This window comes from Arthrobacter sp. KUASC02 (genome assembly GCF_059739395.1).
Genome location: NZ_AP046053.1, coordinates 1,275,446 through 1,300,162 on the forward strand (window position 1 = coordinate 1,275,446; position 24,717 = coordinate 1,300,162).

The 24,717-nt window shown below is 65.2% G+C and carries 10 protein-coding genes and 2 pseudogenes; 4 read left to right on the forward strand and 8 right to left on the reverse strand.

The features are described from left to right. Window positions 1–104: 104 nt before the first annotated feature. Complete coding sequence (locus AC6JAC_RS05875; protein ID WP_497963872.1) at window positions 105–1,700, reverse strand: carboxypeptidase regulatory-like domain-containing protein; 1,596 nt, start codon at window positions 1,698–1,700, stop codon at window positions 105–107. 287 nt (window positions 1,701–1,987) lie between these two features. Here AC6JAC_RS05875 and AC6JAC_RS05880 point away from each other — a divergent pair, with 287 nt between their 5' ends. Next, window positions 1,988–3,313 (forward strand): DUF2079 domain-containing protein, encoded by a 1,326-nt coding sequence (locus AC6JAC_RS05880; RefSeq protein ID WP_497963874.1) that lies wholly within the window; start codon window positions 1,988–1,990, stop codon window positions 3,311–3,313. Between the two features lie 504 nt (window positions 3,314–3,817). Here the strand turns inward: AC6JAC_RS05880 and AC6JAC_RS05885 are convergent. Continuing rightward, a complete protein-coding gene (locus AC6JAC_RS05885; protein WP_497963876.1) occupies window positions 3,818–5,539 on the reverse strand; it encodes a chitobiase/beta-hexosaminidase C-terminal domain-containing protein in 1,722 nt (573 codons plus the stop codon). Between the two features lie 569 nt (window positions 5,540–6,108). Here AC6JAC_RS05885 and AC6JAC_RS05890 point away from each other — a divergent pair. Then, window positions 6,109–10,653, forward strand: coding sequence for an S-layer homology domain-containing protein (locus AC6JAC_RS05890; RefSeq protein WP_497963878.1), 4,545 nt, complete (start codon window positions 6,109–6,111; stop codon window positions 10,651–10,653). A 141-nt stretch (window positions 10,654–10,794) separates the two neighbouring features. Here the strand turns inward: AC6JAC_RS05890 and AC6JAC_RS05895 are convergent. The 4 genes and pseudogenes from AC6JAC_RS05895 to AC6JAC_RS05910 all read right to left on the reverse strand — a co-directional run. Next, a pseudogene (locus AC6JAC_RS05895) lies at window positions 10,795–11,367 on the reverse strand (S-layer homology domain-containing protein); the annotation flags it as partial. 111 nt (window positions 11,368–11,478) lie between these two features. Continuing rightward, a pseudogene (locus AC6JAC_RS05900) lies at window positions 11,479–12,030 on the reverse strand (CAP domain-containing protein); the annotation flags it as partial. Between the two features lie 280 nt (window positions 12,031–12,310). Then, window positions 12,311–13,678 (reverse strand): sensor histidine kinase, encoded by a 1,368-nt coding sequence (locus AC6JAC_RS05905; protein WP_497963880.1) that lies wholly within the window; start codon window positions 13,676–13,678, stop codon window positions 12,311–12,313. Then, the gene (locus AC6JAC_RS05910; protein WP_497963882.1) at window positions 13,668–14,888 is read right to left on the reverse strand and encodes a BTAD domain-containing putative transcriptional regulator; all 1,221 of its coding nucleotides are present in this window, start codon (window positions 14,886–14,888) and stop codon (window positions 13,668–13,670) included. The genes AC6JAC_RS05905 and AC6JAC_RS05910 overlap by 11 nt, the downstream gene beginning before the upstream one ends. Before the next feature lie 419 nt (window positions 14,889–15,307). Here AC6JAC_RS05910 and AC6JAC_RS05915 point away from each other — a divergent pair, with 419 nt between their 5' ends. After that, complete coding sequence (locus AC6JAC_RS05915; RefSeq protein ID WP_497963884.1) at window positions 15,308–20,455, forward strand: peroxidase family protein; 5,148 nt, start codon at window positions 15,308–15,310, stop codon at window positions 20,453–20,455. A gap of 275 nt (window positions 20,456–20,730) precedes the next feature. Here the strand turns inward: AC6JAC_RS05915 and AC6JAC_RS05920 are convergent, their stop codons facing one another. Continuing rightward, complete coding sequence (locus tag AC6JAC_RS05920) at window positions 20,731–21,504, reverse strand: hypothetical protein (RefSeq protein ID WP_497963886.1); 774 nt, start codon at window positions 21,502–21,504, stop codon at window positions 20,731–20,733. Between the two features lies 1 nt (window position 21,505). Next, complete coding sequence (locus AC6JAC_RS05925) at window positions 21,506–23,203, reverse strand: multicopper oxidase family protein (protein WP_497963888.1); 1,698 nt, start codon at window positions 23,201–23,203, stop codon at window positions 21,506–21,508. Between the two features lie 221 nt (window positions 23,204–23,424). Between AC6JAC_RS05925 and AC6JAC_RS05930 the strand changes: the two genes are divergently transcribed. Beyond that, window positions 23,425–24,642, forward strand: coding sequence for an MFS transporter (locus AC6JAC_RS05930; protein ID WP_028271551.1), 1,218 nt, complete (start codon window positions 23,425–23,427; stop codon window positions 24,640–24,642). The last annotated feature ends 75 nt before the right edge of the window (window positions 24,643–24,717 follow it).

The window sequence follows — 24,717 nt, forward strand, 5'->3', positions numbered from 1 at the left end:
CGTCCTAAAGCCGGGAACTGCGAAGATGTGCTCCGCGATACTTCTGATCGTAGTCCGCAAAGGGCCGGCACGAGAGGGGTCCCCGGGGAGGATTCGATCCTGGGCTACACCGGGGTGAACTTGGATGCGAAGCGGTACATGAACGCCGCCATGGCGTCCCGGTTCACTGCCTGGTATGGGCGGAAGGTCCTGGTCCCGTCCGCTTCCTTCCAGCCGGTGGAGATGTCCTGGGCGGCGAGCCAGGTGATCTCGTGATAGTACACATTGTCCTTGGCCACATCCGTGAACGGCGAGGCAGCCGGCGGATCAAATGCGGGCCTGCCGGCGAGGCGGTACATAAAGGCGGCCATCGCATCACGGTTGACCGGCCTGCTCGGACCGAACGTCCTGGTGCCGTTGCCGTCAACCCAGCCCGTGGAAACGTTCCGGGCCGTGAGCCAGATGATCTCCTTGAAGAACATGTCGCTCGGAGCGAGGTCCGCGAACGGCGAGACGGGCGGCGGCCAGAAATCGGGTTTGCCGGCCAGCCGGTGCATAAAGGCGGCCATGGCGTCGCGGTTCACCGGCCCCAGCGGACGGTACGTCTTGGAACCGTTCGGTTCAATCCAGCCGGTGCTGATGCCCTGGCCCGCGAGCCAGTTGATCTCCGCCTCGAACTGGGTGCCCGGGGGAACGTCGGCGAACAACAGCGGCGAGGCGGGGGCAGTGAGGAGGATGTTTTCCGTCAGCCCCGAAAGGACCTGCCCGGCCTCCACCGTCAGCACGGGCGACTCCACGGACCAGTCAGTCTGGCCGTACCACTGCGGCTCCAGGCCGTCCGCTTCAAAGAGGAGCTTGTACGTCCCCGGCGTCACATGCCCGATGTCGAAGTTTCCGCCGGCGTCCGTCCGGGCGCTGGGAACCCCGCTGGACCCGTCCTGCGGATTGGCCGTGACGAAGACCCCTGCCGGCGAGATGCCGTCCGGGACCGTGACAGTGCCGCTGATGGCCCCGGCGGCGGTGAGTGACTGGTCCACGTTGTTGATGCCGCCGAGGTGGGGGACCTCCAGCACCTTGGCGGCGGCCTCGGTGGACCCGCCGTAGTAGGTGCTGACAATGCCGCCGCCGGCCCGGTCCTGCGAGGAAAAGGACAGCTGGTACCGGCCGGGCGGGAGGCCCCTCAGCGTGTAGCTGCCGTCGGCCCGCGCATACACCGTGGCGGAATGCAGGTAGCTGGTATGGCCTGTCTCGCTGGCAACAATCCTGACCTTGGAGGCGTCCACGCCCGACGTTACGGTGAGCCGGCCGCTGATGAAAGCGCCGTCGTCGAGCGTTGCCGAAACACCGCCGACGCTCTGGCCGGCTGCAACCGTGATGCTGGTGGCCTGGCTGAACGTGGCACCGTTCTTGTACCACTGCGGGGCGGGACGGGCGCTGTCCGGGCTGGGCCACGACTGGTAGTCAAAACGCACCGTGTAGGACCCGGCGGCGAGTTCGCCGAAACGGTATGAACCGTCCGCTGAAACGCCGATCTGCCGGGAATAATTGGCCCCCGAAATTGCCACGTACGCATTCTTCACATCCGCACCCCGGGGAACGGATAGCGTGCCGCTGATGGTGGCTTCCACTGCCGCGCTGGCCACCGGCGCCGGTGCCATAAACAGCAGCGGCAGAATCACCGCGAGGATTACCGGCCCCAATGTTTTGGGCCGCCCGAGCATTTTCAATTGTTCCCCCAGAGAATGAATCCAAACGGCACCCGGAAAAGTGCAAGTGAGCGAAGTCTATTCGGGCCGGATTAACATGTCGAACAAATGCTTCCTCCAACCGTTCCATGCACCGCGCGGCGTGTCAGGCCAACCCAGGATCGGGCCGCCGATATGCAGTGAACTCGGGTTAGAGTCGTTTCCGTGATGAACATCTTCTCTGGCCTGTGGCCGCTGTGCAGCCTGCCACTCGCCTAGAGCCAGCCCGCCGCGCTCACGCTCTGTGGATAGCACCGGGCGCCGTGGCAGTTATCGTCGCCGCGGCGTACGTCGTGTTCGCAGCGTGGCAGTGGTCGCAGTTCACGGTGAAGTCGTGGGATCTGAGCATTTTCGCCCAACTCCTCGACCGGTACGCCACGCTACAGGTGCCGATTGTGACGGTGAAGGGTGACGGGTTCAACCTCCTGGGTGACCACTTCCACCCGTTGCTGGCCATCCTCGCTCCGGTCTACGCTGCCTTCCCCCACGCCTTTACCCTCCTCGTGATCCAGGCGCTGTGCTTCGCAGCTGCCGCAGGCATCCTCGCCCGCGCAGCGCAACGACGCCTCGGCCTAGCGGCGGGCATCCTCCTTGGGATCGCATTCGGGCTTAGCTGGGGATTGCAGTACGCCGCGGAAGCTCAGTTTCACGAAATTGCCCTCGCCGTTCCTCTCCTCACCGGCAGTCTCGTCGCTGTTCTTGAGAGCCGGTGGTGCGCGGCCGCGATCTGGGCAGCACCCCTGGTGTTCGTGAAAGAAGACCTCGGGCTTACCGTGGTCGCAATCGGCCTTCTCATCGCCTACCGTGTCCGCAAACCGATCGGTTTCTGGCTGGCCGCGTGGGGGTTCGGCTGGTTCGCGCTGGCCACCCTGGTCATCCTGCCTCTGCTGAACCCGAAGGGGGCATGGGCCTATGCAGGCAATGCGAACCCGATGGCCATCCTGTCCGACCCCGCTTCGCTCTTCAATCCGTCCAAGGGCGAGACTGTGCTGTTGCTCATCGTGTTCACCGGAGGGTTGATAGCAAGGTCCCCAATTGCGCTCGTGCTGGTTCCGACGTTGGCATGGCGGTTCCTGGCCACCAATGACGGCTACTGGGGGCCCACCTGGCACTACAGTGCGGTCCTCATGCCGATCGCATTCGTCGCCCTCCTCGACGCGATCGATCGCGGACCCGATAGCCGCTGGGCTTGGCTGCGCACATATACCTCCCATGGTGTCGCCATCGCGATCACTGCAGCAGTCGTGCTTCAAGCGAGTCTTCCGCTGCGCACCATCACTGACCCGAACGCCTGGACAAGGCCCGCCCGGGCTGATGCCGCCGCGGCCGTGCTCGCCCCCGTGCCGGCGGAGGCGAGCGTTGAGACAGACATCGGGCTGATGAACTATCTTGTTGATGACCACGACGTGTACTGGATCGGCAACACGAACCCCACCCCGGACTGCATCCTCGTGGACCGGATTGCCGGAGGCATTCCCAAGGAATGGGGCAACCTGAAAAAAATTGCTGAGCGATTGCACCCATCCACCGACTACGCCGTCACTCACGAGATCGACGGCTATGAACTCGCCTGCCGCATCGACCGTTAACGACCGCCCACAGGACATGCTGGTTACCGCCGTCTGTCACGGTGGTTTACCTTCAAATGATCCGCCGGTGGCATCGCGGGCAAGTTCGACGGCGGTGGCGGACATTTCGTCCGACAGTTTCATGACGTCGTAAAGCCCCGTGAGCATCCGGTCCACACTGTAAGCCGAAACCCGTGAACCGCCGTCGGCCGCCTCGACGAAGAACTGCAGCGCCGGGCATGATCTCAGCTGGCATCGGCGGCGGTTTGGCGAGCCCGGATCCGTGCGTAAACAGGATCCAGAGGACCGCCGCACCGATGAACAAGTTCGGAACCTGCTCCATGTGCGGCACGTCCTCGAGCGTTGCCAGCAGCAGCAACCATAGTGCGACGAAGACGGCGCAGGCCCAGAACTTGCGGCGGGTGGTGTTGAAGTACAGCAGCACCCGCTGGCGGGGTGAGAGCGGCGCCCGGTCATCCGGAGGACCCGGTTGGCCGGACGCCGCTGGTTCGTCATTCACGGAGGCTACTTAGTGCCGAAGGCGCTGTGGAGGCGGTACATGAAAGCAGCCATGGCGTCGCGGTTGACTGGCCGCAACGGACCGTAAGTCCGCGTCCAGTTCGGTTCCATATATCCCGTGGATATGCCCTTATCCGCGAGCCAGCTGATCTCCTTGTAGAACGAGGAACCGGAGATATCCGTGAACTGGGACAGGGGTGCCGCGCCAAAGTCAGGGCTGCCGGCGAATCTGTACATGAAAGCCGCCATCGCATCCCGGTTGACGGGCTGCAGGGGCCGGTAGCTCCGATGTCCGTTGCCTTCGTCCCACCCTGTGGAAATTCCCGTTGAGGCCAACCAGGTTATTTCCTTGTAGAACTGGTTCCCCTGTGCGATGTCGTTGAACGGAGATGCGGCCGGAGGGATGAATGGGGGGTACCCGGCAAGCCGGTACATGAAGGCTGCCATCGCATCCCGGTTGACGGGCTGCAGGGGCCGGTACGTGCGGGAGCCTCGTTCCTCCCAGCCAGTAGAGATGCCTTCCTTGGCGAGCCAGCTGATCTCGGCGTAAAACTGGGTTCCCGGCCGGATGTCGTCAAACACCGGCGTTTGGATCGAGTAGCTACGGCTTTCCGGAAAGGACGAGTTGCCGCTGGTGTCAACGGCAATGAACCGGTAGCCCGCGCTTGTTTCCATTTTCAGCGGCGCCGAGTATTCATTGGAGGCGGTTGTAGGTGTGCTTCCATCTGTGGTGTAGTAGACGGCTGCCACTTCGTCAGTCGAAATTTCCAGGCGCTGCCCCGTCAAGTACGTACCGCTCGGAAGGGGTATGTACATGGAGGGTGCGGCCGAGTCCAGGACAGGAGCGGGCGTGATCGAGTAAACCTGCCGGACGGCCGCCGAGATATTTCCTGCGAGGTCGATGCCGATGAAACGCAGGTCGGTCGTCTGACGCAGGGAGAACGGCTCGCTGTAACGACGGCTACTTTGCGTCGGTGTCGAACCATCCGTTGTGTAGTAGATGGCAGCCGTCTCGTCTGCCGCGAGGGAAAGAGTCTGGCCTTCAAGGTATGTGCCCGCGGCAACGGAGGGAGCCACCACCGGTGCTGTGGTGTCCGCTGGCAGACTGAAAGACGGCGGGGGACCTGCCACGACGACGTCGGATTCGGCACTGGACTTGGTCACCGTGGCCCATTCCGGGCGCCACCCCTTCCGGGTCACTGACATCCTGTGGCCGATGTCCGCCGTCGTCAGGACGTATTCTTCACCGGTGGCGCCCTCGACAGGCATGCCGTCCCGCTTCCACTGGTGGGAATACGACAGCTCGGTGTACCGCCAAGTATTTGTCGCGTACAGCCGCGTGCCGACGCTGACGACGGAGTTTCCGACGACGATTTCGGGTGCCGGCGGATCGATATACGACTCAGCGGGAGCTATCACGGCTGTAGGTGCGCTAGTCCGAGCCAAACTGGCGAAGGCATCCTTCGATCCGGTCACGGTCACCGTAACGGCTTTGCCCTGGTCCTGCTCGGTCAGGGTGTAGGACGTTCCGGTCGCTCCGGCAATCGCTGAACCGTTCCGCTTCCACTGGGTGTGCAGCGTCACGGGGTCCGGAACCCAGTTGCAGGGCTGGACCGTAAGTGTCCGCCCGACGGCGGTACGGCCCGCGATCAAGGGCGACGGGGCGAACAGCCAGTTCTGGAACCGCCCCGGTTGAGGACCGTAGTGCGTGACGTTGTCCGGGCCCACCCACGCGCCTCCGGGACATTCTCCGGCGCCTTCGTCGCCGCGGTCCCAACATGTGTACGCCCCGTTGGGCACGCGGACGCAGACTTCTGACGCCTGCGCAGGGGCTGTGGGACCGACGAGATTTGACGAGCCAGCCAAGATGGCTGCCACAACAACGTATCTGGCTCTGGTGGCGCGTTTTGTTAAAGCCATTCGACAATATCTCCATTCCCATTGCGCGAAAATGGGGCACGCCCAAAGCAGGCGACCTGTTTCCCCCAAAACAGACACCCGCCTTTATGCGCAAAGGAGGTCTATTTGTCTCTTTGTGCTGAAGGTAGCACAGGCTCAAGCCGGGTGGGCCGATGGTCGTCAGCCGGGCAGAATTAGGGTGCACGTCAAACCCTTTGTTCGCAACAAATACCACGACTTATGGATCAAGCTACTCAATTGGTAGCGACGGGCTATAGCCTGAGCCAAGACTCTCCACCGGTACGATTCGCGGCGCCGTGATTGCGCCGCGGAAATGCCGGTCCGGAGGGTCTCACATCGGGGGACGGTGCTGCTCTGTGGCGCAAAATGGGGGAAACGTGTTTGCTGGAAACCGCAAACGGGTCTTTGTGGCGCTGCGCGCCGCGATGCTCGTTCTAGTACTGATGGTGTCAGGTTCCGTGTCGGCCAATGCCGTGGGATTCATGCCCCGAACAACAGTTGACCTGGATGCCCCTGGGGCTCCGTTCGCGGATGCGCAATATCCCCAGGACCGCCAAGGCAGCCTGACTTTCCGGGACGTTCCTGCAGGTATCCAGTTCGGGCGCGAAATCGGGTGGCTCGCCGCGTCTGGTGTGGCGACCGGGTGGCCCGACGGAACGTTCAAGCCGGTTTCGGCCGTGAACCGGGACGCAATGGCGGCGTTCATGTACAGGCTCGCGGGCAAGCCCAACTTCACTCCGCCAGCCACCTCACCGTTCGCTGATGTGGCTCCGAGCAACCAGTTCTTCAAGGAGATCACGTGGTTGGCCGGAAAGGGGATCTCCACCGGGTGGGCGGAGCCGAATGGTACAAAGACCTACCGGCCGCTTCAGGCCGTGAACCGGGATGCCATGGCCGCCTTTATGTTTCGGCTCGCCGGCAACCCTACGCAAGCAAGCGGGACCGCCAAGATGTTCAGGGACGTTCCGAACGGAACCCAGTTCAGCGGCGAAATTTCCTGGCTTGCCTCGACAGGAGTCTCCACCGGATGGGACGACGGCACCTTCCGGCCAGTACAGGCCGTGAACCGTGATGCTATGGCAGCGTTCATGTACAGGTTCCTGCTGCGCGCCCAACCGCTGCCTGCAGGGACCGCCGCGGCATTCACGCTCGGCCCCCTGGCCTCTGGCCACGAATCCGGATTGGTTCGTCTTTCGGTCGCGACCGCGAAGACCGACGTCACGCTCAGCGTCGCCGGGGCCCCCGCGTTGGACGTCGCTGCCGGCCGGTCCGGATCGACGGTGCTGCTGGTGCCAATCGTCGACGGCGGCATGTCCCTTGACGCTTCAGCAGCCACGGACGTTTCCGTCCAGCTCCTGGCCACCTTTGACGATGCCCCAGCCGTGCCCGGCTCCACGGTTGCGCTCCCGGCCGTGGCAACGCGCGCGGACACGGACCGCCGCCTGGCTGGTGACCGGCTCTCACCGACCCCGCTGGACATAGGCGTCACCGGTGCCGGAGGTGTGCCGGCCACTGACGTGCGCGCAGTGTACGTCACCGCCACGGTCGACCTTGCAACAGCCAACACGCTGAAACTTGGAGACCAAGCGCTCGCATTCAAGAGCGGCACCACCTCGGTGACCACGGTGCTGACACCCTCCGACACAGGCACGGTAACCGCTTCGCTTGCAAACGGAACAGGAGCACTCAGGCTGGACGTTCGCGGGTACGTCACGGACGCCGCGCAGAACGCGCCGAACGTGAACGTATCGGGAAGCTACGTGCCCGTCGCGGGAGCGCGCCCCCAGGACTTCGCTGCCACTTCCAACGGCACCTCCGTTTCCCTGCCGGGAGCAACCGGTGACGCGGCCGGCCTGATGCTGGTGTCAGCAGAACCCAACGGCGAACCCGGAACACTCAGCATCGCACCCGACGGTACCGCTGCGGCCGGCGGGGCTTTGGCCGACGCAGCAACAGGCGTCCAGCCACAACTCGCATTCGTCCCGCTAAAGAACGGTTCCCCGCGTGCAGCCGTAACAAACGGCACTGTTGCTGCATCAGTCCTACCCTTGGGAACGTTCATCTCGTCCGGCCTTCAGGCAGCTGGAACGCCACCGGCCGTTCGGATTTCGTCACCCGCTGCGTCTTCACGAATCGATCTCGGGGAAACCGGGAAGCTCACCCTCGAAGGAACCGTGGACGCGCGATCAGCTGCCGCTTCGGTGGTTGTGAGTGTGGGAAGCGTCGCGGTGGGAACAGCAAAAGTGCGACAAACCTCATCGGGGATCAGTTGGTCATTTGAAACCAGCGTCCCGCAGTCGGGCACACGGAGCTTCACAGTTACTGCAACAGACAGGGCCGCCCAATCCGGTTCAGCCAGCGTTGTCATTGACGCCGTTCTGCCCGCGGCCTCAGCGCAGATAATCTCTCCGGATGCCGTGCAGGTCGACACCAACGTCCACCCCCTGCAGGCGGTCACCCCTACCTCTGTAACCTTCGCCAACGCCCCTGACGTGACCGTTGGCCAGATCATCGTGGAGCCAGCCTCGGCCGCTGCGCCCAACGGGCTGCTGCGGAGCGTAACGGCGGTGGATGACGTGGGCGGCTCAACGGTTGTCACCACCACCCAGGCCGCACTCACCGACGTGTTCCTGCAGGTTGATTTCACCCAGGAAGTACCGTTGGACAGCACAAACGGGCTGGCCGTCGTCGAAAGCGGCCCGGGAGGCGACAGCAGCCCAGGGCTGACGGTGGTTGATGAGGGCGTGCCTGCGGCGGTCGCTGCCCCTGGAACGGACGTGGCGCTGGGAAGCTACTCCGATTCGGCGTCGGCCGCATGGAGCGACGCCCAGCACGGCCCGGCAGGTCTGGTGTCTGAGCGGCTGGCGGGGATCGAGCCTCAGGCGACCATAGATGAAAGCGTGGAATTCAAGAGCTACGTGGACCTCAAAGGTGTTTTCGCCTGCGACTCGCTCGAAGGGTGCAAGTTCCTGGGCAAAGCCGCCGAAGAAACAGTGCAGAAGGCGAAGGAGAAGGTGGCCGCCTCAGCTGGCTACTCAATCGGAGGAGAAGCAAGAGTCGGCCTGACCCTGAAACTCACTCTCAAGACGAGCCTTCAATGGAGCTGGGGGATACCGCGCACCCAGGTGGACGAGTTCTCGACGATTGTGCACAGCGAAATGAGCGCGAAGGCCACTGCTTCTGCCTACCTCAAGGCAGCCACCACCAACCGGGTCAAACATCAGCTTGCGACACTCAAGATGGCGCCCATCACGTTTGTGGTGCTGACGATCCCCGTGGTGATCCTCCCCAGCGGCACGGTCTACCTCCAAGCTAACTTCTCGGCTGAAACCTCCTTTGTGGTGGACATAGGTGTGGAACGAACCCAGGACTACGGGTTCCGCTACAGTTCCAACGGCGGGTTCCGAAACGTCGACAGCGGACCCACAATGAAGTTCAGCAACCCAGTATTTGCTCCGGGAGGATCCGCCGCCATCACCGGCAAGATCGACGCCGGCTTCGGCCCCACGTTGAAAGCCGGACTTCTGATTTACGGGTTCGCCGGGCCCACGATCACCATCGGAGCGCAGGCCGGCGTCTCCGCCGCGATCGTCTTCACCGGCGACGGCCCCCAGGTAGACATCTCCCTGTTCATCGGCGGCGAGGTCGTCGTCGCTGTTGAACTGACCGTGCCGATTATCGACAGGAAGATCCTCGATGCCGTCATAGCAAGCGGAACCTACACATGGAACATCAAGTCTTGGAGGTGGGGCTACAGCGAGGCGTTCCCGGGCGCGCCGCTGCCTCCGGCCCCGAACCCTGATCCGGACCCGGCACCGGGCGCCGTCGCAAATGTGAAGGTATTCTCCGGTGGCTACTTGAACGCTTACGCGCTCAAGAACGACGGTTCAGTGCTCGCCTGGGGTCGGAACCATAGCGGACAACTTGGGGACGGGACAACTGTGTCACGCACACTTCCTGTCGCGGTCCCCGGACTTTCGTCGGTGACTGCCATCGCGTCGTCAGGCTCCAACGGCTACGCATTGCAGGCTGACGGATCGGTTTGGGCCTGGGGCGACAACACCTACGGCCAGGTTGGCGATGGAACGCTCGTGCAGCGATTAGCGCCCGTCCGCGTGCGAGATTTACCTGCCGTCACAGCCATTTACGCAGGGTCCGTCAGTGCCTTTGCCCTAGGAACGGACGGCACCGTGTGGGCGTGGGGGTTCAACCGGCAAGGTGAGCTCGGCGACGGCACGCAGCTGAATCGTTCAACTCCAACGAAGATTCAGAGTATTGCCGACGTCACCTCGATGGCGGTGGGCGCGTACGAAACCACATATGCCCTAAAACGGGATGGTTCGGTTTGGGCCTGGGGGTCGAACAGCAACGGGCAACTGGGGAATGGCACCACTGCAGGTAGTCTCGTGCCCACACCCGTCCGTGACATCGCAGGGGCCGTCGCCGTCTCTGCGGGGTATGCAACGGCATACGTGCTCCTACAGGATGGAACAGTCCGCGCTTGGGGGGACAACGGTGCGGGACAGATTGGTGACGGGACACGCACGGCGCGGATGCTGCCCGTACCGGTAGTCGGACTCACCAACGCTGTTCAACTCTCAGCCGGAAGCTACAGCAATGTATTTGCGAAACGAAGTGACGGAACCGTGTGGGGCTGGGGCGATGACACCTATGGCCAAATGTTTGGGACGGGCAGTTCACCCGGCCCCGGCTACCCAACGAGCTACCCGCCGAGGCTTCTGCCCGCCGAACTGCCCGCCCTTCAGAACATGCGCGAGGTTGCCGCTGGCGGATATGGCAGCAGCTACGCGATCGACGCTGATAGCAACGCCTGGGCGTGGGGCAACAACCTCGGCGGCCAACTAGGCGACGGAACCCTCATCGACCGGCGAACGCTGGTTCGCATCGGCATCCAGGGGTAGCAAAGTCAGCCGACCTAGCTAGTCCTGCTGGGTGCGGGTAGGTAGCCCCTGCGAACAACAAAAGAAGCCGGCCCCGGGTTTCTGAACTGCTCCCCGAGGCCGGCTTCTGCATTCTGCGTTGCTTTGTTCTGCCTGGCTGACCTACATGGTGTACAGGCGGTACATGAAGGCCGCCATAGCATCGCGGTTGACGGAGTTGAACGGACGGTAGGTGAACCTTCCGTTTCCTTCGTCCCAGCCGGAGGAGATGCCCACGGAGGCAAGCCAGGTGATCTCCTTGTAGAACTGGGTTGAGGTGGTCACATCCGCGAATGGTGAGGTGGCCGGGGGAGTGAACGCGGGCTCGCCCGCCAGACGGTAGAGGAACGCCGCCATGGCGTCACGCTTCACGGTGGTCAGCGGACGGTACGTGTACTGGCCGTTGCCTTCATCCCAGCCGCCGGAGATGCCGTACTCCGCCATCCAGTTCATCTCCTTGTAGAACTGCGTTCCGGGAGCAACATCATCGAACCACGAGTAGTACGGCGGGGTGTAGTCGGGCTGTCCTCCCAGGCGGGCCAGGCGGAACATGAACGCGGCCATCGCGTCGCGGTTGACGGGTGTCACCGGGCGGTACGTGGTGGTGCCGTTCACGTTCCAGCCCGTGCTGATGCCCTTGCTGGCGAGCCAGTTGATTTCGCCCGCGAACTGGGTTCCGGCGGGCACATCCGCGAACGGCCCGGAAATTTCGGATCCGCCGTTCAGGAAGTCCGCAGCCGTGGTGTAGCTGCCGGCCGGGGCAACCTCGAAGTTGAAGAAGTTGACCGTGCCCAGGAGGTACACCTCATTCTGGACGCGGGCGATGCCGACGCCGATGGTGGTGAAGCCGGGGTCGCTCATGATGGCATTGTGCGGGGCTGAAGCGATCCACTGATCCACCAGGCCGGCTCCGGAGTAATCAGGGCGGCCGGCGATGATTTCCGCCGCCATGGTCCAACGGCCCGCCACCCGGGGATCCGAATGGAAGCCGGGGTTGTGCGCGAACGTGCCGCTGGTGGCCATGGTGTCGGACCAGTCCTCGGCCATTTCCGACACCGTGGCATTGAACGTCACTGCCTTCAGGCCCTTGGTGGCGCGGAAGGCATTGATGGCGTTGAAGACATCGGTGATCTGCTGGCTGTTTGTCCTGTCGATGCTCCCGCCGGCAGGCGTTGCCCCCTCGGTGATGGCACCGCGTTCGGTGACGGCGCCGCTGCCGGCGGCGGGTGCCTGACCGGCGTCGAGCGCCTTAGGGGCGGGTGCCGGTGCGACCGCAGGGGCTCCCACCTGCTCGCCCTGGGCATTGGACGTTTCCGTGCCCGGCGCCACCGGCGCTGCGGTGGCTGCCGTGCCGCCCACAAAGAAAGTGGCCGAAAGCAGTGCGGTGCAGGTGAGGGCGGCTGCGGCCTTTGTTGCAGTTCTGGTATTCCGCAACGAGCGCAGACTTGTGGTGAATAGGTGCAATTGATTTCTCCCCGTTTAGACATGTGAGCCGGGGGAAAATGGTGCAGCGATGAGACCTCCGGTAGCCCCCAGTTTTCGCTGGCCCCGGAAGCGCAGCGACATGCAAAGAATGCCACAGACATTGCGGCCAAACAATCACCGTGCGAAAGCAATTATTTCGCGGGAAAATTCGCGGCTAAAGAAGGGCCGCAGCGGGACTTTCAAGCCGGGCTTTGACTGTGGTGCCGGCCCCCGGTGCCGTCCGGACTTCCAGTGTCCCGCCCGCAGCATTGAAGGTGTCCCGCAGGATCCGCAGGCCGCTGTGCCCTTCCGCCGAACCCTGGGCCTGGTCAAAGCCGATGCCGTCGTCGGCGACGGAAATCTCGGCGCCGCCGGGGTCGTTCGTCAAGCTGACGCGGACGTTGGTGGCGTGCGAATGCTTGGCCACGTTGGCCAGGGATTCCCGGGCAACCCGGTACAGCATGGCGGACTGGTCGCGGTCCAGGTCAATGTCCGTCGGGAGATCCAGCTGCAGCGTGATGCCCCGGTCCTGCACCGGACCGGCGAGCCTCGCCAGCGCTGCCGGCAACCCGAACTCAGCCAGGTCGGGCGGGTACAGCTCGGTTGTTATTTCCCGCAGTTTCCGGACGTTGCGCTGCAGGATGGAGCGTGCCTCGGTGAGCAGCGGATTGTGGCCCTGGCCGTGGAGCTCTTCGGATTCGAGGGCGTAGGACAGGCCGGACAGGTCCTGGATCACGTCGTCATGGAGGTCCCTGGCGATTCTCCGGCGTTCCAGGTCCGAGGCCTCCACCGCATGCTTGAGCAGGCGGTGGCCGGTGGTTCTGTTCGCCTGGATCCTTCGGGCCAGCCGGATGGCGGTGGGCAGCTGCGCCAGCTGGAGGGCGAACAGGGAGAGCACCAGCGGCGGAAACATGCCGAACAGGACCTCTTGCTGTTCCTCGCGCAGGGGTTCGTCGTCGTAATAGGCCTCGAAGATCAGCGGCGTCCCGTTGGTGGCCTCGAACCGGACATAGACCTCAACCAGTTCCCCGCGGGCCGATTCGAACTGGTTCTCGAATTCCTGCTGATGGCCCAGGGAGGCTGTGGCGTCACCCCCTGCCAGCAGTTGGCGCTCCGGAGCCCGGAGTTCGAAAACCTGGCCGATCAGGGCGCTTTGGTCCGAATACACCACCTTGCCGTCCGGACTCCAGATCTTGATCCGCAGCACGCCCTCCTTATCCAGCCACGGCCCCACCTTCTGGTCCAGCTCGGAAACCGCGGCGGGGTCACCGGCCAGGAGCTTGTCGGTGACGAAAGGGCCAGCGGTGTGGTCCGCCAGCCGCTGCGTGACAAGGATCGCCTCGTGCAGGGCATGGTCTTCCGCCTCGGCGCGGACCCAGAACGTCACCGGGAGTGCCACCAGCACCAGGGCGAGGACGCCCATCAGGAGGAACTTCACCACGGCGGCGCGAACTTCGGAATGCTCGGCTGAATGGTGCTCTTCCGGCGGCCGCGCGCCGTACTGATCCGGCGGACGCGCGCCGTGGCGCCAGTCAGCGTGCATGAACATTGCTTGTCTGCCTGAGGGCTTCCAGCAGTGTGGCAAGCGAGCCGTCCTTGGGCAGGAACGCGCAGATGCCCGCGGCTGCCGCCTGCCGTTGCGCCTCCGGAGTCGGCGCCCCGACCAGCATGACGATGCGGGTGTGGGGCGCGGCAGCCAGAATCTGCAGCGCTGCCGCAATGCCGTCCTCGCCGCGCAGGCGGTAGTCAAGAATGACGACGTCGGGAGCAAGTTCGCGGACCAGGTCAACACCCGCTTGCGCCGAGTCCGCGGTACCCACGCTGAGCATGTCCGGTTCGCGGTCCAGTGCGCCGGCGAGGAGCTCGGTGAACGTCCGGTGGCGGTTGATGGTCATGACGCGGATTCTTCGCGGGGCCGGGGCGCCACCGGCGCCAGGCGGGGCGACGTCGGCCGTGGCCTCCAGGAGCCTGGCGTGGATGGACCGCAAGACAGGACCCGGAGCGCAGCCCATTTCCCGGTCCATGATCCGCCGGCACTGATCGAAGGCACGCAGCGCCTCCGTGGGCTGGCCGTTCTTCTCGAGCCCAAGGACCAAGGCCGTCCAGGCCTGCTCGCTGAGGGGATCATCAGCCACTGCTTCCCTTGCCCAGGTAGCGGCGAGCTGCGTTTTTCCCAGGGCAAGGGCCGACTCCGCCGCCAGCACCCGGGCATGGAAAACCCGCGCCGCGTGGCGTGTCCGCTCCGCCTCCGCCCAGGACGGCACCAGTTCATCGCCCATCAGGGGCGCCGAGGCCAAGCCCAGGGCCTCCTGGAGCAGCACAATCGCGCGCTGGGGCGTGGCGGATTCGGCGCCGTGTACCAGGGATTCGAAGCGGTCCAGGTCCAGGTCCACCAGCGCCCGGTCCAGCATGTAGCCGCCGGTCACGGTCCGCAGCGGGCCGTCCTTGCCCATCCCGGGCTGCAGGTGGCGCCGCAGCACACTCACGTAGCTCTCCAGGGTGGGGAGTGCCTCGGGCGGGGCCTGCCCGGCCCAGAGGATGTCGATGAGGCGGTCCTTGGAAACGGGAGCGCCGAGGTTCAGCAGCAGGAGTTCGAGAATCTGCCGGGGCTTGGGGCCGCCGAGCTCCCCGTATCCGAGTACTGTTTCCCCGCGCCGGATCCGGAGCGGGCCGATGATGTTGGCCTGGAGGCGGCATGTTGCCGGCCCCGCCAGTGCGGGCAGCGTTGCTTGTTCTGATTTGGCTAAATCCACTGAAGACATCAAAGAGACCTGCGATTCAGTCGGGAAGCTTTTGTCCATCGTCGCTACTTACCGCCCCGGGGACACGAGTAGCCCCTACTGGTCTTTTGCCCCTCGAAGTTACTTATTTGCCCGTCGTCACTTCCTGCGCACCCGTTTGACACTCCTTTTGCCGCAGGGCGGGGGCTGCCCCAACAAGGTTTTTCCTAGGTGCCCGGTTCACCATGGCCTCATTCCATCCCTCTAACGGCAGGCATGTCATGAGACCCTTCAACTGGATGCCCCTGGGCCCGTCCGACGCTAAGGCGTCCGCGCCCCCAAACCCTGAAGACAGCAGTTTTTACGCCAGACGCGGGCGGCACGCAGCCCCCCGCCCGGTACGAGTCAGGCCGGCGCGGGTCCGGCTGGTCGCGGCCATAGCGGCAATCGTCATGCCGGTTGGCATGGGCCTTCCCGTGGCCGCCCACGCCGTTACGGCTCCCGTCGGCCAAGGGTTTACGGTGAGCCCCGCCGACCTGGCGTTCATCCTGCAGCAGATCAAGATCGCCGAAGCGCACGCGGCAACCCTCTCGCCGGAACACCCGTGCGACACCATGATCGGCACCGGCCCCAACCAGATCGCCAGCCCCCTCGTCTCCAAGGGGCTGCGCACGGTGGACGGCTCCTGCAACAACCTCGTGCCCGGCCAGGAAACCTTCGGCGCAGCCGACGAAATCTTCCCGCGGCTGGGCTCCAAATCATTCCGCCCCGCGGAGTCCGGATCACTCGGGGGACCGCCGGCGCCGACCAGCTACGAGCAGAAGTCCGGCGTCGTTTTCGACTCCCAGCCCCGTGTGATCAGCAACCTGGTGGTTGACCAGACCTCCACCAACCCCGCCGCCGTGGCCGCGGCAGGTAATCCGGTCAGGACCCAGGGCGCCGAGGGCGTGGTGCCGTGCACCACGGATCCCACCCCGGATGCTGCCGGCATCCCTGCAGGCTGCGTTCCGTCCCACCAGACCTTGTTCATGCCGAACGTGACCACCGACGTGGGCCTTTCGCCACCGTACAACTCGATGTTCACGCTGTTCGGACAGTTCTTCGACCACGGCGTGGATCAGACCGTCAAGGGCGGAGGCACGGTGTTCGTGCCGCTGAAGGCCGACGATCCGCTGATCGCGGGTGCCGACCACATCCTGGGCAACGGCGACGACCTGGACCCGAACCTGCGCTTCATGGTGCTGACCCGCGGCCAGAACCAGCCGGGCGCGGACGGCATCTTGGGCACGGACGACGACATCCAGGACGCCGTGAACACGGACTCGCCCTGGGTTGACCAGAGCCAGACCTACACCTCCCACCCCTCACACCAGGTATTCCTCCGCGAATACCTGAACAACAACGCCGGCAGGCCCGTGTCCACGGGCAAGCTGCTGGGCGGCCCGGCGGGTCCCACCGCCGGCGGCATGGCCACCTGGGCCACCACCAAGGCGCAGGCTGCAGCACTGCTGGGCCTCCGGCTGGTGGACGCCGACGTGACCAACATCCCGATGATTGCCGCGGACCCCTACGGCAAGTTCATTCCCGGCCCCAACGGACTGCCGCAGTACGTGACCGCCACCGGCCTGGTGGAAGGCAACATCGCCTCCCCGGTTCCGGTTCCGGCCAACGCACTGCACTTCGACACGCCGTTCCTGACAGATATTGCACACAACGCGGATCCCACGCCGGTGGACACCGACCGCAACCCCGACACACCCCCGGTGGCCCCGGTCCCGGACGGCGACAACGTTGCCTCCTCCGACTTCGCCAACCAGCCGGCGGGAACGTACGACGACGAAATGCTCAACGCACACTTCATCGCCGGCGACGGCCGCGTCAACGAAAACATCGGCCTCACGGCCATCCACCAGATCTTCCACTCCGAGCACGACCGCCTGGTGGGCGACATTAAGAATGTGCTGACCGGCGACACGACGGCGAGCGGCACTGCTGCGCTGCAGGAGTGGCAGCTGGCCGCGGGTGCTGAAGGCTGGAACGGTGAGCGCCTCTTCCAGGCGGCACGGTTCATCACGGAAATGGAGTACCAGCACCTGGTCTTCGAGGAGTTTGCCCGCAAGGTTCAGCCTGCGATCAACCCCTTCCAGCCGTTCGCCTTCACCCAGACCGAGCTCAACCCGGCCATCAAGGCGGAATTCGCCCATGCCGTGTACCGGTTCGGCCACTCGATGCTGACGGAGACCATCTCCCGCCGCAACGAGGATCAGCCCGGCCCGGACACTGTGTTCGGCACCGCCGATGACATCCGCGGAAGCGACAACGACATCTCGCTGCTCGACGGGTTCCTCAACCCGCCGGCCTACACGAACGGCGGCCCCGCCGGCCAGCTGACCTCCGAGGAAGCAGCCGGCAGCATCATCATGGGTATGTCCGACCAGGTAGGCAACGAGCTCGACGAGTTCGTCACCGACACCCTCCGCAACAACCTGCTGGGCCTCCCGCTGGACCTGCCCACGATCAACATGACCAGGGCCCGGTCCGAAGGCATCCCGACGCTGAACAACCTCCGCCGGGAGCTCCACGCCGCCACCAACGACGGCCAGCTGCAGCCCTACACCAACTGGATCGATTTCGGCGAAAACCTCAAGCACCCGGAGTCGCTGATCAACTTCGTGGCAGCCTACGGGCAGCACCCGACGATCCTCACGGATGCCGGCCCCGATGCAACCCTGGGGACGGCCGACGACGGACCGGCCACGCTCGATTCACGCCGCACCGCTGCCCGCAAGATCGTCAGCCCCGACACCCTCGCCGGCGAAGTCGGCCCGAGTGACGCCGCGGCGTTCATGAACAGCATCGGTGCCTGGGCGAACGACGGCACAAGGTCCATCACCGGACTCGACGCCGTTGACCTCTGGGTTGGCGGACTCGCGGAGCGGACCAACCTGTTCGGCGGCCTGCTGGGCAGCACGTTCAACTTCGTGTTTGAAAGCCAGCTCACCGACCTCCAAAACGGCGACCGCCTGTACTACCTCGCGCGCACCCCGGGCATGAACCTGCGGGCGCAACTGGAAGGCAACTCATTCGCCGAAATGATGATGCGCAACACCAACGTGCACACCCTGAAGGCCGATGCATTCGCCACGGCGGACTGCAAGTTCGAACTCAAGAACCTGGCGGGCACCGCCGACGGCTTCACGGCCTCGGGCAACACGGTGGCCGATGACCCGGCGTCGGAATGCAACGAAACAGCGCTCCTGATCCGGATGCCCGACGGCACCATCAAGTACCGGGCCATCAACTCCGTGGACCCCTCCGGGATCAACGGCCAGAGCGTCTACAACGGCACCGCCGGCGTGGACCGGATGTACGGAGGCAACGACAACGACACCTTCTGGGGCGGCCTGGGCAACGACATCATCCAGGGCGGTGACGGCGCCGACGTCGCACTCGGCGGTGAAGGTGATGACATCATCACCGACCTCGCCGGCGACGACGTACCCAAGGGCGGTCCCGGAAACGACGCGATCGACGCCGGTCCGGGCCTTGACATCCTCATGGGTGGCGACGGCAAGGACTTCTCGAACGGCGGAGCCAACATCAACGAAACCTTCGCCGGTGCCGGTGACGACTTCATCATCGCCGGCCAGGGAGAAGACGCAGTGTTCGGTGACAGCGGCGACGACTGGCAGGAAGGCGGCGATCAGCCGGACCTCCTCCAGGGGGACAGCGGAAACCTGTTCTTCCTGGACGATTCCCAGAAGCCGGGCCATGACATCCTCATCGGCCAGGGCGGCGACGACGACTACGACATGGAAGGCGGCGACGACGTCGGCCTCGCAGGACCCGGCATCGAGAAGGTCGCCGGAGCCTCCGGGTACGACTGGGAAATCGGCCTTCAGGATCCGCAGGCGCAGGACGCTGACCTGAATCTTCCGATCCCGCCGCTGGACATCCTGCAGGTGGGCGTCCGCGACAAGTTCAACGAACTTGAGGCGCTCTCCGGTGCGAACCTCGACGACATCCTTCGCGGCGACGACCTGGTTCCCAGCGCCGTCGGCGGCGCCGGATTCATCGGATGCGACGTGCTGGACCAGGCAGGCCTTGACCGCATCGCCGGCCTCGACCCGCTGGTACCCGCGCTCAGCACTCCCGCTGACACGGTCATCGCGGCATCGGCATCCAGGAGCTGCCCGCTGCTGGTTCCCGGCAGCAACGTCTGGGGCGATGGCAACATCCTCCTTGGCGGCGGCGGCAGCGACCTGATCGAAGGACGTGGCGCCGATGACATCATCGACGGCGACAGGTACTTCAGCGTTCGCCTCAGTGTCCGCACGGACGCGAACAACCCGGCCTCCGAGATTGGCAGCGCGGCCGGAATGACCACGCAGTACCTGCGGGACGGCGCCGGCAACCTCACCGGTCCCACCCTCCAGGAGGCAGTGTTCGCGGGAACCGTGAACCCGGGCAACATCGTGGCAGTGCGCGAGATCCTGACGGGTACCGGCGGCACCGACACGGCACTGTTCTCCGGGCCGCTGTCCAACTACACGATCGTTGCCACCCCGGCGACGGCCACCGAGCTGGCCAAGGTGACAGTCACCCAGACTGGCGCCGACGTGGCCGGCCAGCGGGCCAGCGACGGGATCGACACGCTGCGGAACATCGAGCGGCTGCAGTTCTCCGACCAGGTGGTCACCCTGGCGGTGCCTAACGCTCCGGCCATCGGCACTGCGACCGCAAGCAACACCTCCGCCACAGTGACGTTTACGGCCCCGGCTGCCACCGGGTCCTCGCCGATAACGGGCTTCGAGGTCGTCGTAACCACCGGCGGCGCGGCAGTCCGGACGGTCACGGGCATTGCGGCCACGGCCACCAGCGCCACGGTCACCGGACTGACCAACGGCACCTCGTACACCTTCCAGGTGCGCGCAGTGAACCAGTTCGGCGCAGGGGCGCTGTCCGCGGCATCCAACGCGGTCACACCGGCCGCTACGCCTCCCGGTGCACCGACCAATGTGGCGGCCGCTGTGGGGGTCGCTTCGGCAACCGTGACGTGGACGGCGCCGGCCAGTGACGGCGGGTCACCGATTACCGGGTCCCAGATCGACGTCCGCATGGGAACCGCGGTGGTCAGGACCATCACCTTCACCAACGCGGCCACCAGCCAGGTGGTCACCGGGCTGACCAACGGTACCCAGTACACCTTCGTGGTCCGGGCGGTCAACGCCTCCGGAGCCAGCGCAGGCTCTGCACCGTCGAATGCGGTCAACACGCCAACCGCGCCAGGCGCTCCGGTGATCGGAACCGCCAGGCAAGGGGCCAACCGGGGAGCAGTGACGGCCATCGCCAACTGGACGCCGCCAGCCGCCACCGGCGGTTCCCCGATCACGGGCTACAAGGTAACGGCACTGCGGATGAGCTCGGCCGCAGCCAACGCCACCGTGGTCTCACGGACAGACTCCGCAGTCCTGCCGGCGACGGCCAGGTCCCTGGACATGACGCTGACCAACAACCAATACCGCTTCATAGTGGTAGCCATCAACGCGGCAGGTACCAGCCCGGAGTCCGCCCGTTCGAACAACGTGGTGGCGCGGTAGCCAAGGCACAGCGCAGCTAGCAGTTGCTGGCAAGTGAAGGGGGTGGCCCACCGGCCACCCCCTTCGCTGTGCGTGGGGCTCCTGGGCAGGGGAGAGCCAAGGCGCTGCTCACAGCTCGAAGTTACGGGTACCCGCTCTGCCGGCAGCGCCTCCTGCAGGCGCAGACCCTGCCGGCGCAGCGCCCGAGTGCGGGGAACCCGCCGGCAGGCACAACGAAAGGCCAGGCCGGCTGAGATGCCCTCTCAGCCGGCCTGGCCCGTCGTCGTGATTTGCGGTTAGTGGCCGTGCACCGGTTCCTCGGCAGCGGCGGCCTCAGCCGGTTCCTTGGCCATGTCCACGCCCGTGCCCGTTTCCGACCGCGGAGCCACTTTGACGTCGTCGGCGGAATTCCCTGCGGCGCGGGCAATGCCGCGGCGGACAGCCTCCACCGTCTTGTCGCTCAGCAGCGGTCCGGTGTAAGCGAATTCGAGCTCGCCGTCGCCCACCCGCGTGTCATAGTTGCCCAGCGCATCGGCGAGGATTCCTTCCAGCGTGATGGCCTCAGCCACCGTGCCGGGGGTGGACGTGCTCACGGTGAAACGGAGGTCGTGCGCCAGCACCTGGGCCACGTGGACATGTTCCAGCCCCGGAAACGCCTGGTCGTGGCCGAAGGCAAGGTCAACCAGCTCGCCGCCGTCTGCGATGGTGGCATCAGCCGGCAAGGCAACAATGAGCTCAGGCACCGTATGCTGCAGCACGCTGGCCCCCAGGACATCCGGTGATATCGGGGACACAGCCAGGCCAAGGCTGTCGGCGGCGGAAAAGAGCGCCGTGCGGAGCTTGTCCACGTCCGCGTCCGGGGCGGGGTGGACGGCCACCGCAATGCGCCGGCGGACCATGAGCCCGTCGTGGCTCACCTGGGGCCGGCCGTTCCCCAGCTCGGAGCCCGACTCGGACGTCAGGACGACGCCGGACGGGTCTGAAGGGCGCGGGCCGGGAGCTCCGGCGGTGCAGCCGGCCAGCAGCGAGGAAGCCAGCACCACCGAGACGGCAACAGCGGCCGCCTTCATCTCAGGTGCCCGCCGGGAAGCCCGGCTGGTATTTCGGGACGAAGAAGTTGGCCGGCAGGGTGTCCGGGACGGCCGGGTCCGAGGTGATCGGATCGTTGTTCCGGAGGTCACCTACGGAGAACTGGACCATCATGTCGTGGTCCTCGTGCACCAGGTTGTGGCAGTGCACCATGTAGCGCCCGCCTGTGTGGGCTCCGGTGTCGAACTGGGTGAGCAGGGTGACCGATTCGTTCTCGCCGGTGTAGAAGACATCCTTGGGCCCCGTCTCCCACGCGAACGGCTGCCCGCCGTTGGTGTTGCGGCCGATGATCTTTGCGTCAATCAGATGGATGTGCACCGGATGGAACCAGCCGCCGGACGCGTTGGTGATGGTCCACTGCTCCACATCAAAGGCCTGGGGGTTGCCCAGCAGCTTGGTAAATCCGGACGCTTCCACGTCGGCCCAGGTGACGCCGCTGACCACCCATTCGCCGTTTTCGCGTTCCACCCTCAGCTCCCGCTTGGCCACCACCAGGTCCGGTGTCAGGCTCATAGTGGACAGTCCTCCTCGCGCAGCATTCGGCGACCCGCCGTCGTCGAGCGTCTTGGGAATCGCGGAGATGGTCCCCTTGCTCGAGCCGGAGTTGCGGACCACTTCGAACTGCATGATTTTGTCCGTATTGGCAAAATCCTCGTTGTTCTTGTTGCTCAGGTTCTTCAGCTGGATCGTCTGCCCGGGCTTGTACTTCCGGAAGTCGATGAGGATCTCGTAGCGCTCGGCAGTTCCCTGCCGCCAGGACTGGACAGCCTGGACCTTGGGCACCATGCCGCCGTCCGTGCCGACGATATAGACCGGCTCGCCCGTGGAAAGCGTGGGGCGGTAGGACCGGGTAATCGAGGCCACCAGGACCCGGAAACGGTAGATGCGCGGCTTCACTTTCATGGTGGGCCACGGCACCCCGTTGACCATGATGATGTCGCCCCACAGGCCCTTGTGGTCGTTGTCGTTGTAGCCGAAGGTGCCGTCGGCGTTGAAGAGCGCATCCGAGATCATCAGCGGCACATCGAACTCACCCTGCGGCAGCTGGTCACGTTCAAACTTGTCGGAGAGGGGGTAGAAGCCGGCCAGACCCGAGTACACGTTCTGGGCCGTCACGTGGTGCTTGTGGTCGTGGTACCAGAGCGTGCGGCCGGTTTGCCAGTTGGGATAGTGGTAGTTCTTGACGTATCCAGGCGGAGTGACGTCGTTGGCGTAGCCGTCGTACTGCGGCAGCGACGCCGAGCCGTGCAGGTGGGTGACGGTCTGGAAGGCCAGGGGATGCAGCAGGCCCAGCGCGGGGAAGTCATTGCGGATCCGCACCTCCGTCCGGGTGCCCTGGATGGCACGGATGGTGGGGCCGGGGAAAATGCCGTTGTAGCCGGCGAGCGTGGTGGTGAGGCCGGGGACGAGCTGGGTTTGGCCAAGCTTCTGGGTCAGCGCGTACTTGGCATACGGCCGGGCGGGGTCGCCGTCGTCGAATCCTGTTTCGAACGGCTCCAGCACGGGCGGCCGCCGGAAGACGCCGGCGTACGGAACCGGCGTGTTTTGAGGCGCCAGCTGGCTGGTGGTGATGGGCGGCGTGGTGGGTGGGGGAACGGTGAGCGGTGCCCCCTTCATCCCGACGAGGCTGAATGCCCCTAGCGTTCCGCCCAGCTTTAGAACTTCCCTGCGAGTTGTCATGACCTCTCCTCAATGGTGAGTAATGCATGCCCATGCGGACCACCGCATGGGCACCCAATGCCGGAGATCAAGCTGTCCTGAGGCCTGTCAGCCTTCCTCCCTTTCAGCGTCAGGTCATGGCTTGCTCAATCCTGATCAGATGATGCCCGTCGCAACTTGTAAAAAGGCTGGAACGGCAACGCCGGCGGCCGTCCGGGCCGGGCCTGCATAGGATGAAAGGGATGACCTCCGCACAAGCCACCAAACCCTTCAGCCTCCGCAGCATTGCCGTCCCCGCGTTCGGACCCGCGCTGCTCTTCTGCATCGGTGAGGGAGCCGTGCTGCCGGTGGTGGCGCTTTCCGCGCGCGACCTTGGCGCGTCCGTGGCGGTGGCCGCGCTGATTGTCACGCTGATCGGCCTGGGGTCGTGGTTCTTCAACCTGCCGGCCTCCCTGATCACGCTCAAATTCGGCGAACGCTGGTCCATCGTCGGCGCCGCCGCGGCGGGTGCCCTGGCACTGACGGCGGCGGGGCTGTCCTCGGTGATTCCCCACGGACTGTGGCTGCTCGCGGTGGCGATGATCGTCGTCGGAATGTCCGCTAGCGTCTTCAGCCTGGCCAGGCAGAAATACCTGACCGAAGCGGTGCCGGTGGCCTTCCGCGCCCGCGCCCTGTCCACCCTGGGCGGCGTGAGCAGGATCGGCATCTTCATCGGGCCGTTCGTGGGCGCCGGCGTGATGCAGTTTGCGGGCATCAGCGGCGCGTACTGGGTGGGGGTGGCGGCCATGGCAGCCGCCGCCGTCCTGTCCGTCACCATCCCGGACCTGCCGGCTGTGGGCGGTTCGGGCGACGCGCACCGCGGCCCGGAGCCCACCATGCGCGGCATCGCCAGGTCCCACGCGGGCGTGTTCCTCACCGTGGGCGCCGGCATCCTGCTGCTCAGCGCCCTGCGCGCCTCACGGCAGGTGGTCATCCCGCTGTGGGCCGACAACCTGGGCATGGACGCCACGCACGCCTCGCTGATCTACGGACTCTCCGGGGCGATCGACATGCTGGTGTTCTACCCGGCCGGCAAGCTCATGGACCGCAAAGGCAGGCAGTGGGTGGCCATCCCGTCCACGGTGATCATGGGCACCGCGCTGATGCTCATCCCGCTGACGGGCAGCTTTGTGGGCCTGCTCCTGGCGGCGCTGCTGATCGGGTTCGGCAACGGCATCAGCTCCGGCCTGATCATGACCCTCGGCGCCGACTTCTCCCCGGACCGCGGCCGCGGCCAGTTCCTGGGGCTCTGGCGCTTCATTGCCGACGCCGGCGCCACCGGCGGTCCGGTGCTCCTCTCCGGCGTCACCGCCGCCGTCTCACTGGGGGCCGGCGTGTGGGCCACCGGCGTCCTGGGGTTCGCCGCCGCCGTCGTATTTGCCATCACGATTCCACGGCTCAAGCACCGCCGGAACTACTGACGGCGGGCGTCCATTTACCTGTTGCCTCACAGGGCCCCGTGTGCCAGCCTCGAAGTGATCCCGTCGCCGGGGCGA

What these genes read in the sequence shown, in the direction of transcription:
- AC6JAC_RS05875 (WP_497963872.1), bottom strand. Translation starts at nt 1,700, where the DNA reads ATGCTCGGGCGGCCCAAAACATTGGGGCCGGTAATCCTCGCGGTGATT.
- AC6JAC_RS05905 (WP_497963880.1), bottom strand. Translation starts at nt 13,678, where the DNA reads ATGCACGCTGACTGGCGCCACGGCGCGCGTCCGCCGGATCAGTACGGC.
- AC6JAC_RS05915 (WP_497963884.1), top strand. Translation starts at nt 15,308, where the DNA reads ATGCCGGTTGGCATGGGCCTTCCCGTGGCCGCCCACGCCGTTACGGCT.
- AC6JAC_RS05920 (WP_497963886.1), bottom strand. Translation starts at nt 21,504, where the DNA reads ATGAAGGCGGCCGCTGTTGCCGTCTCGGTGGTGCTGGCTTCCTCGCTG.
- AC6JAC_RS05925 (WP_497963888.1), bottom strand. Translation starts at nt 23,203, where the DNA reads ATGACAACTCGCAGGGAAGTTCTAAAGCTGGGCGGAACGCTAGGGGCA.
- AC6JAC_RS05930 (WP_028271551.1), top strand. Translation starts at nt 23,425, where the DNA reads ATGACCTCCGCACAAGCCACCAAACCCTTCAGCCTCCGCAGCATTGCC.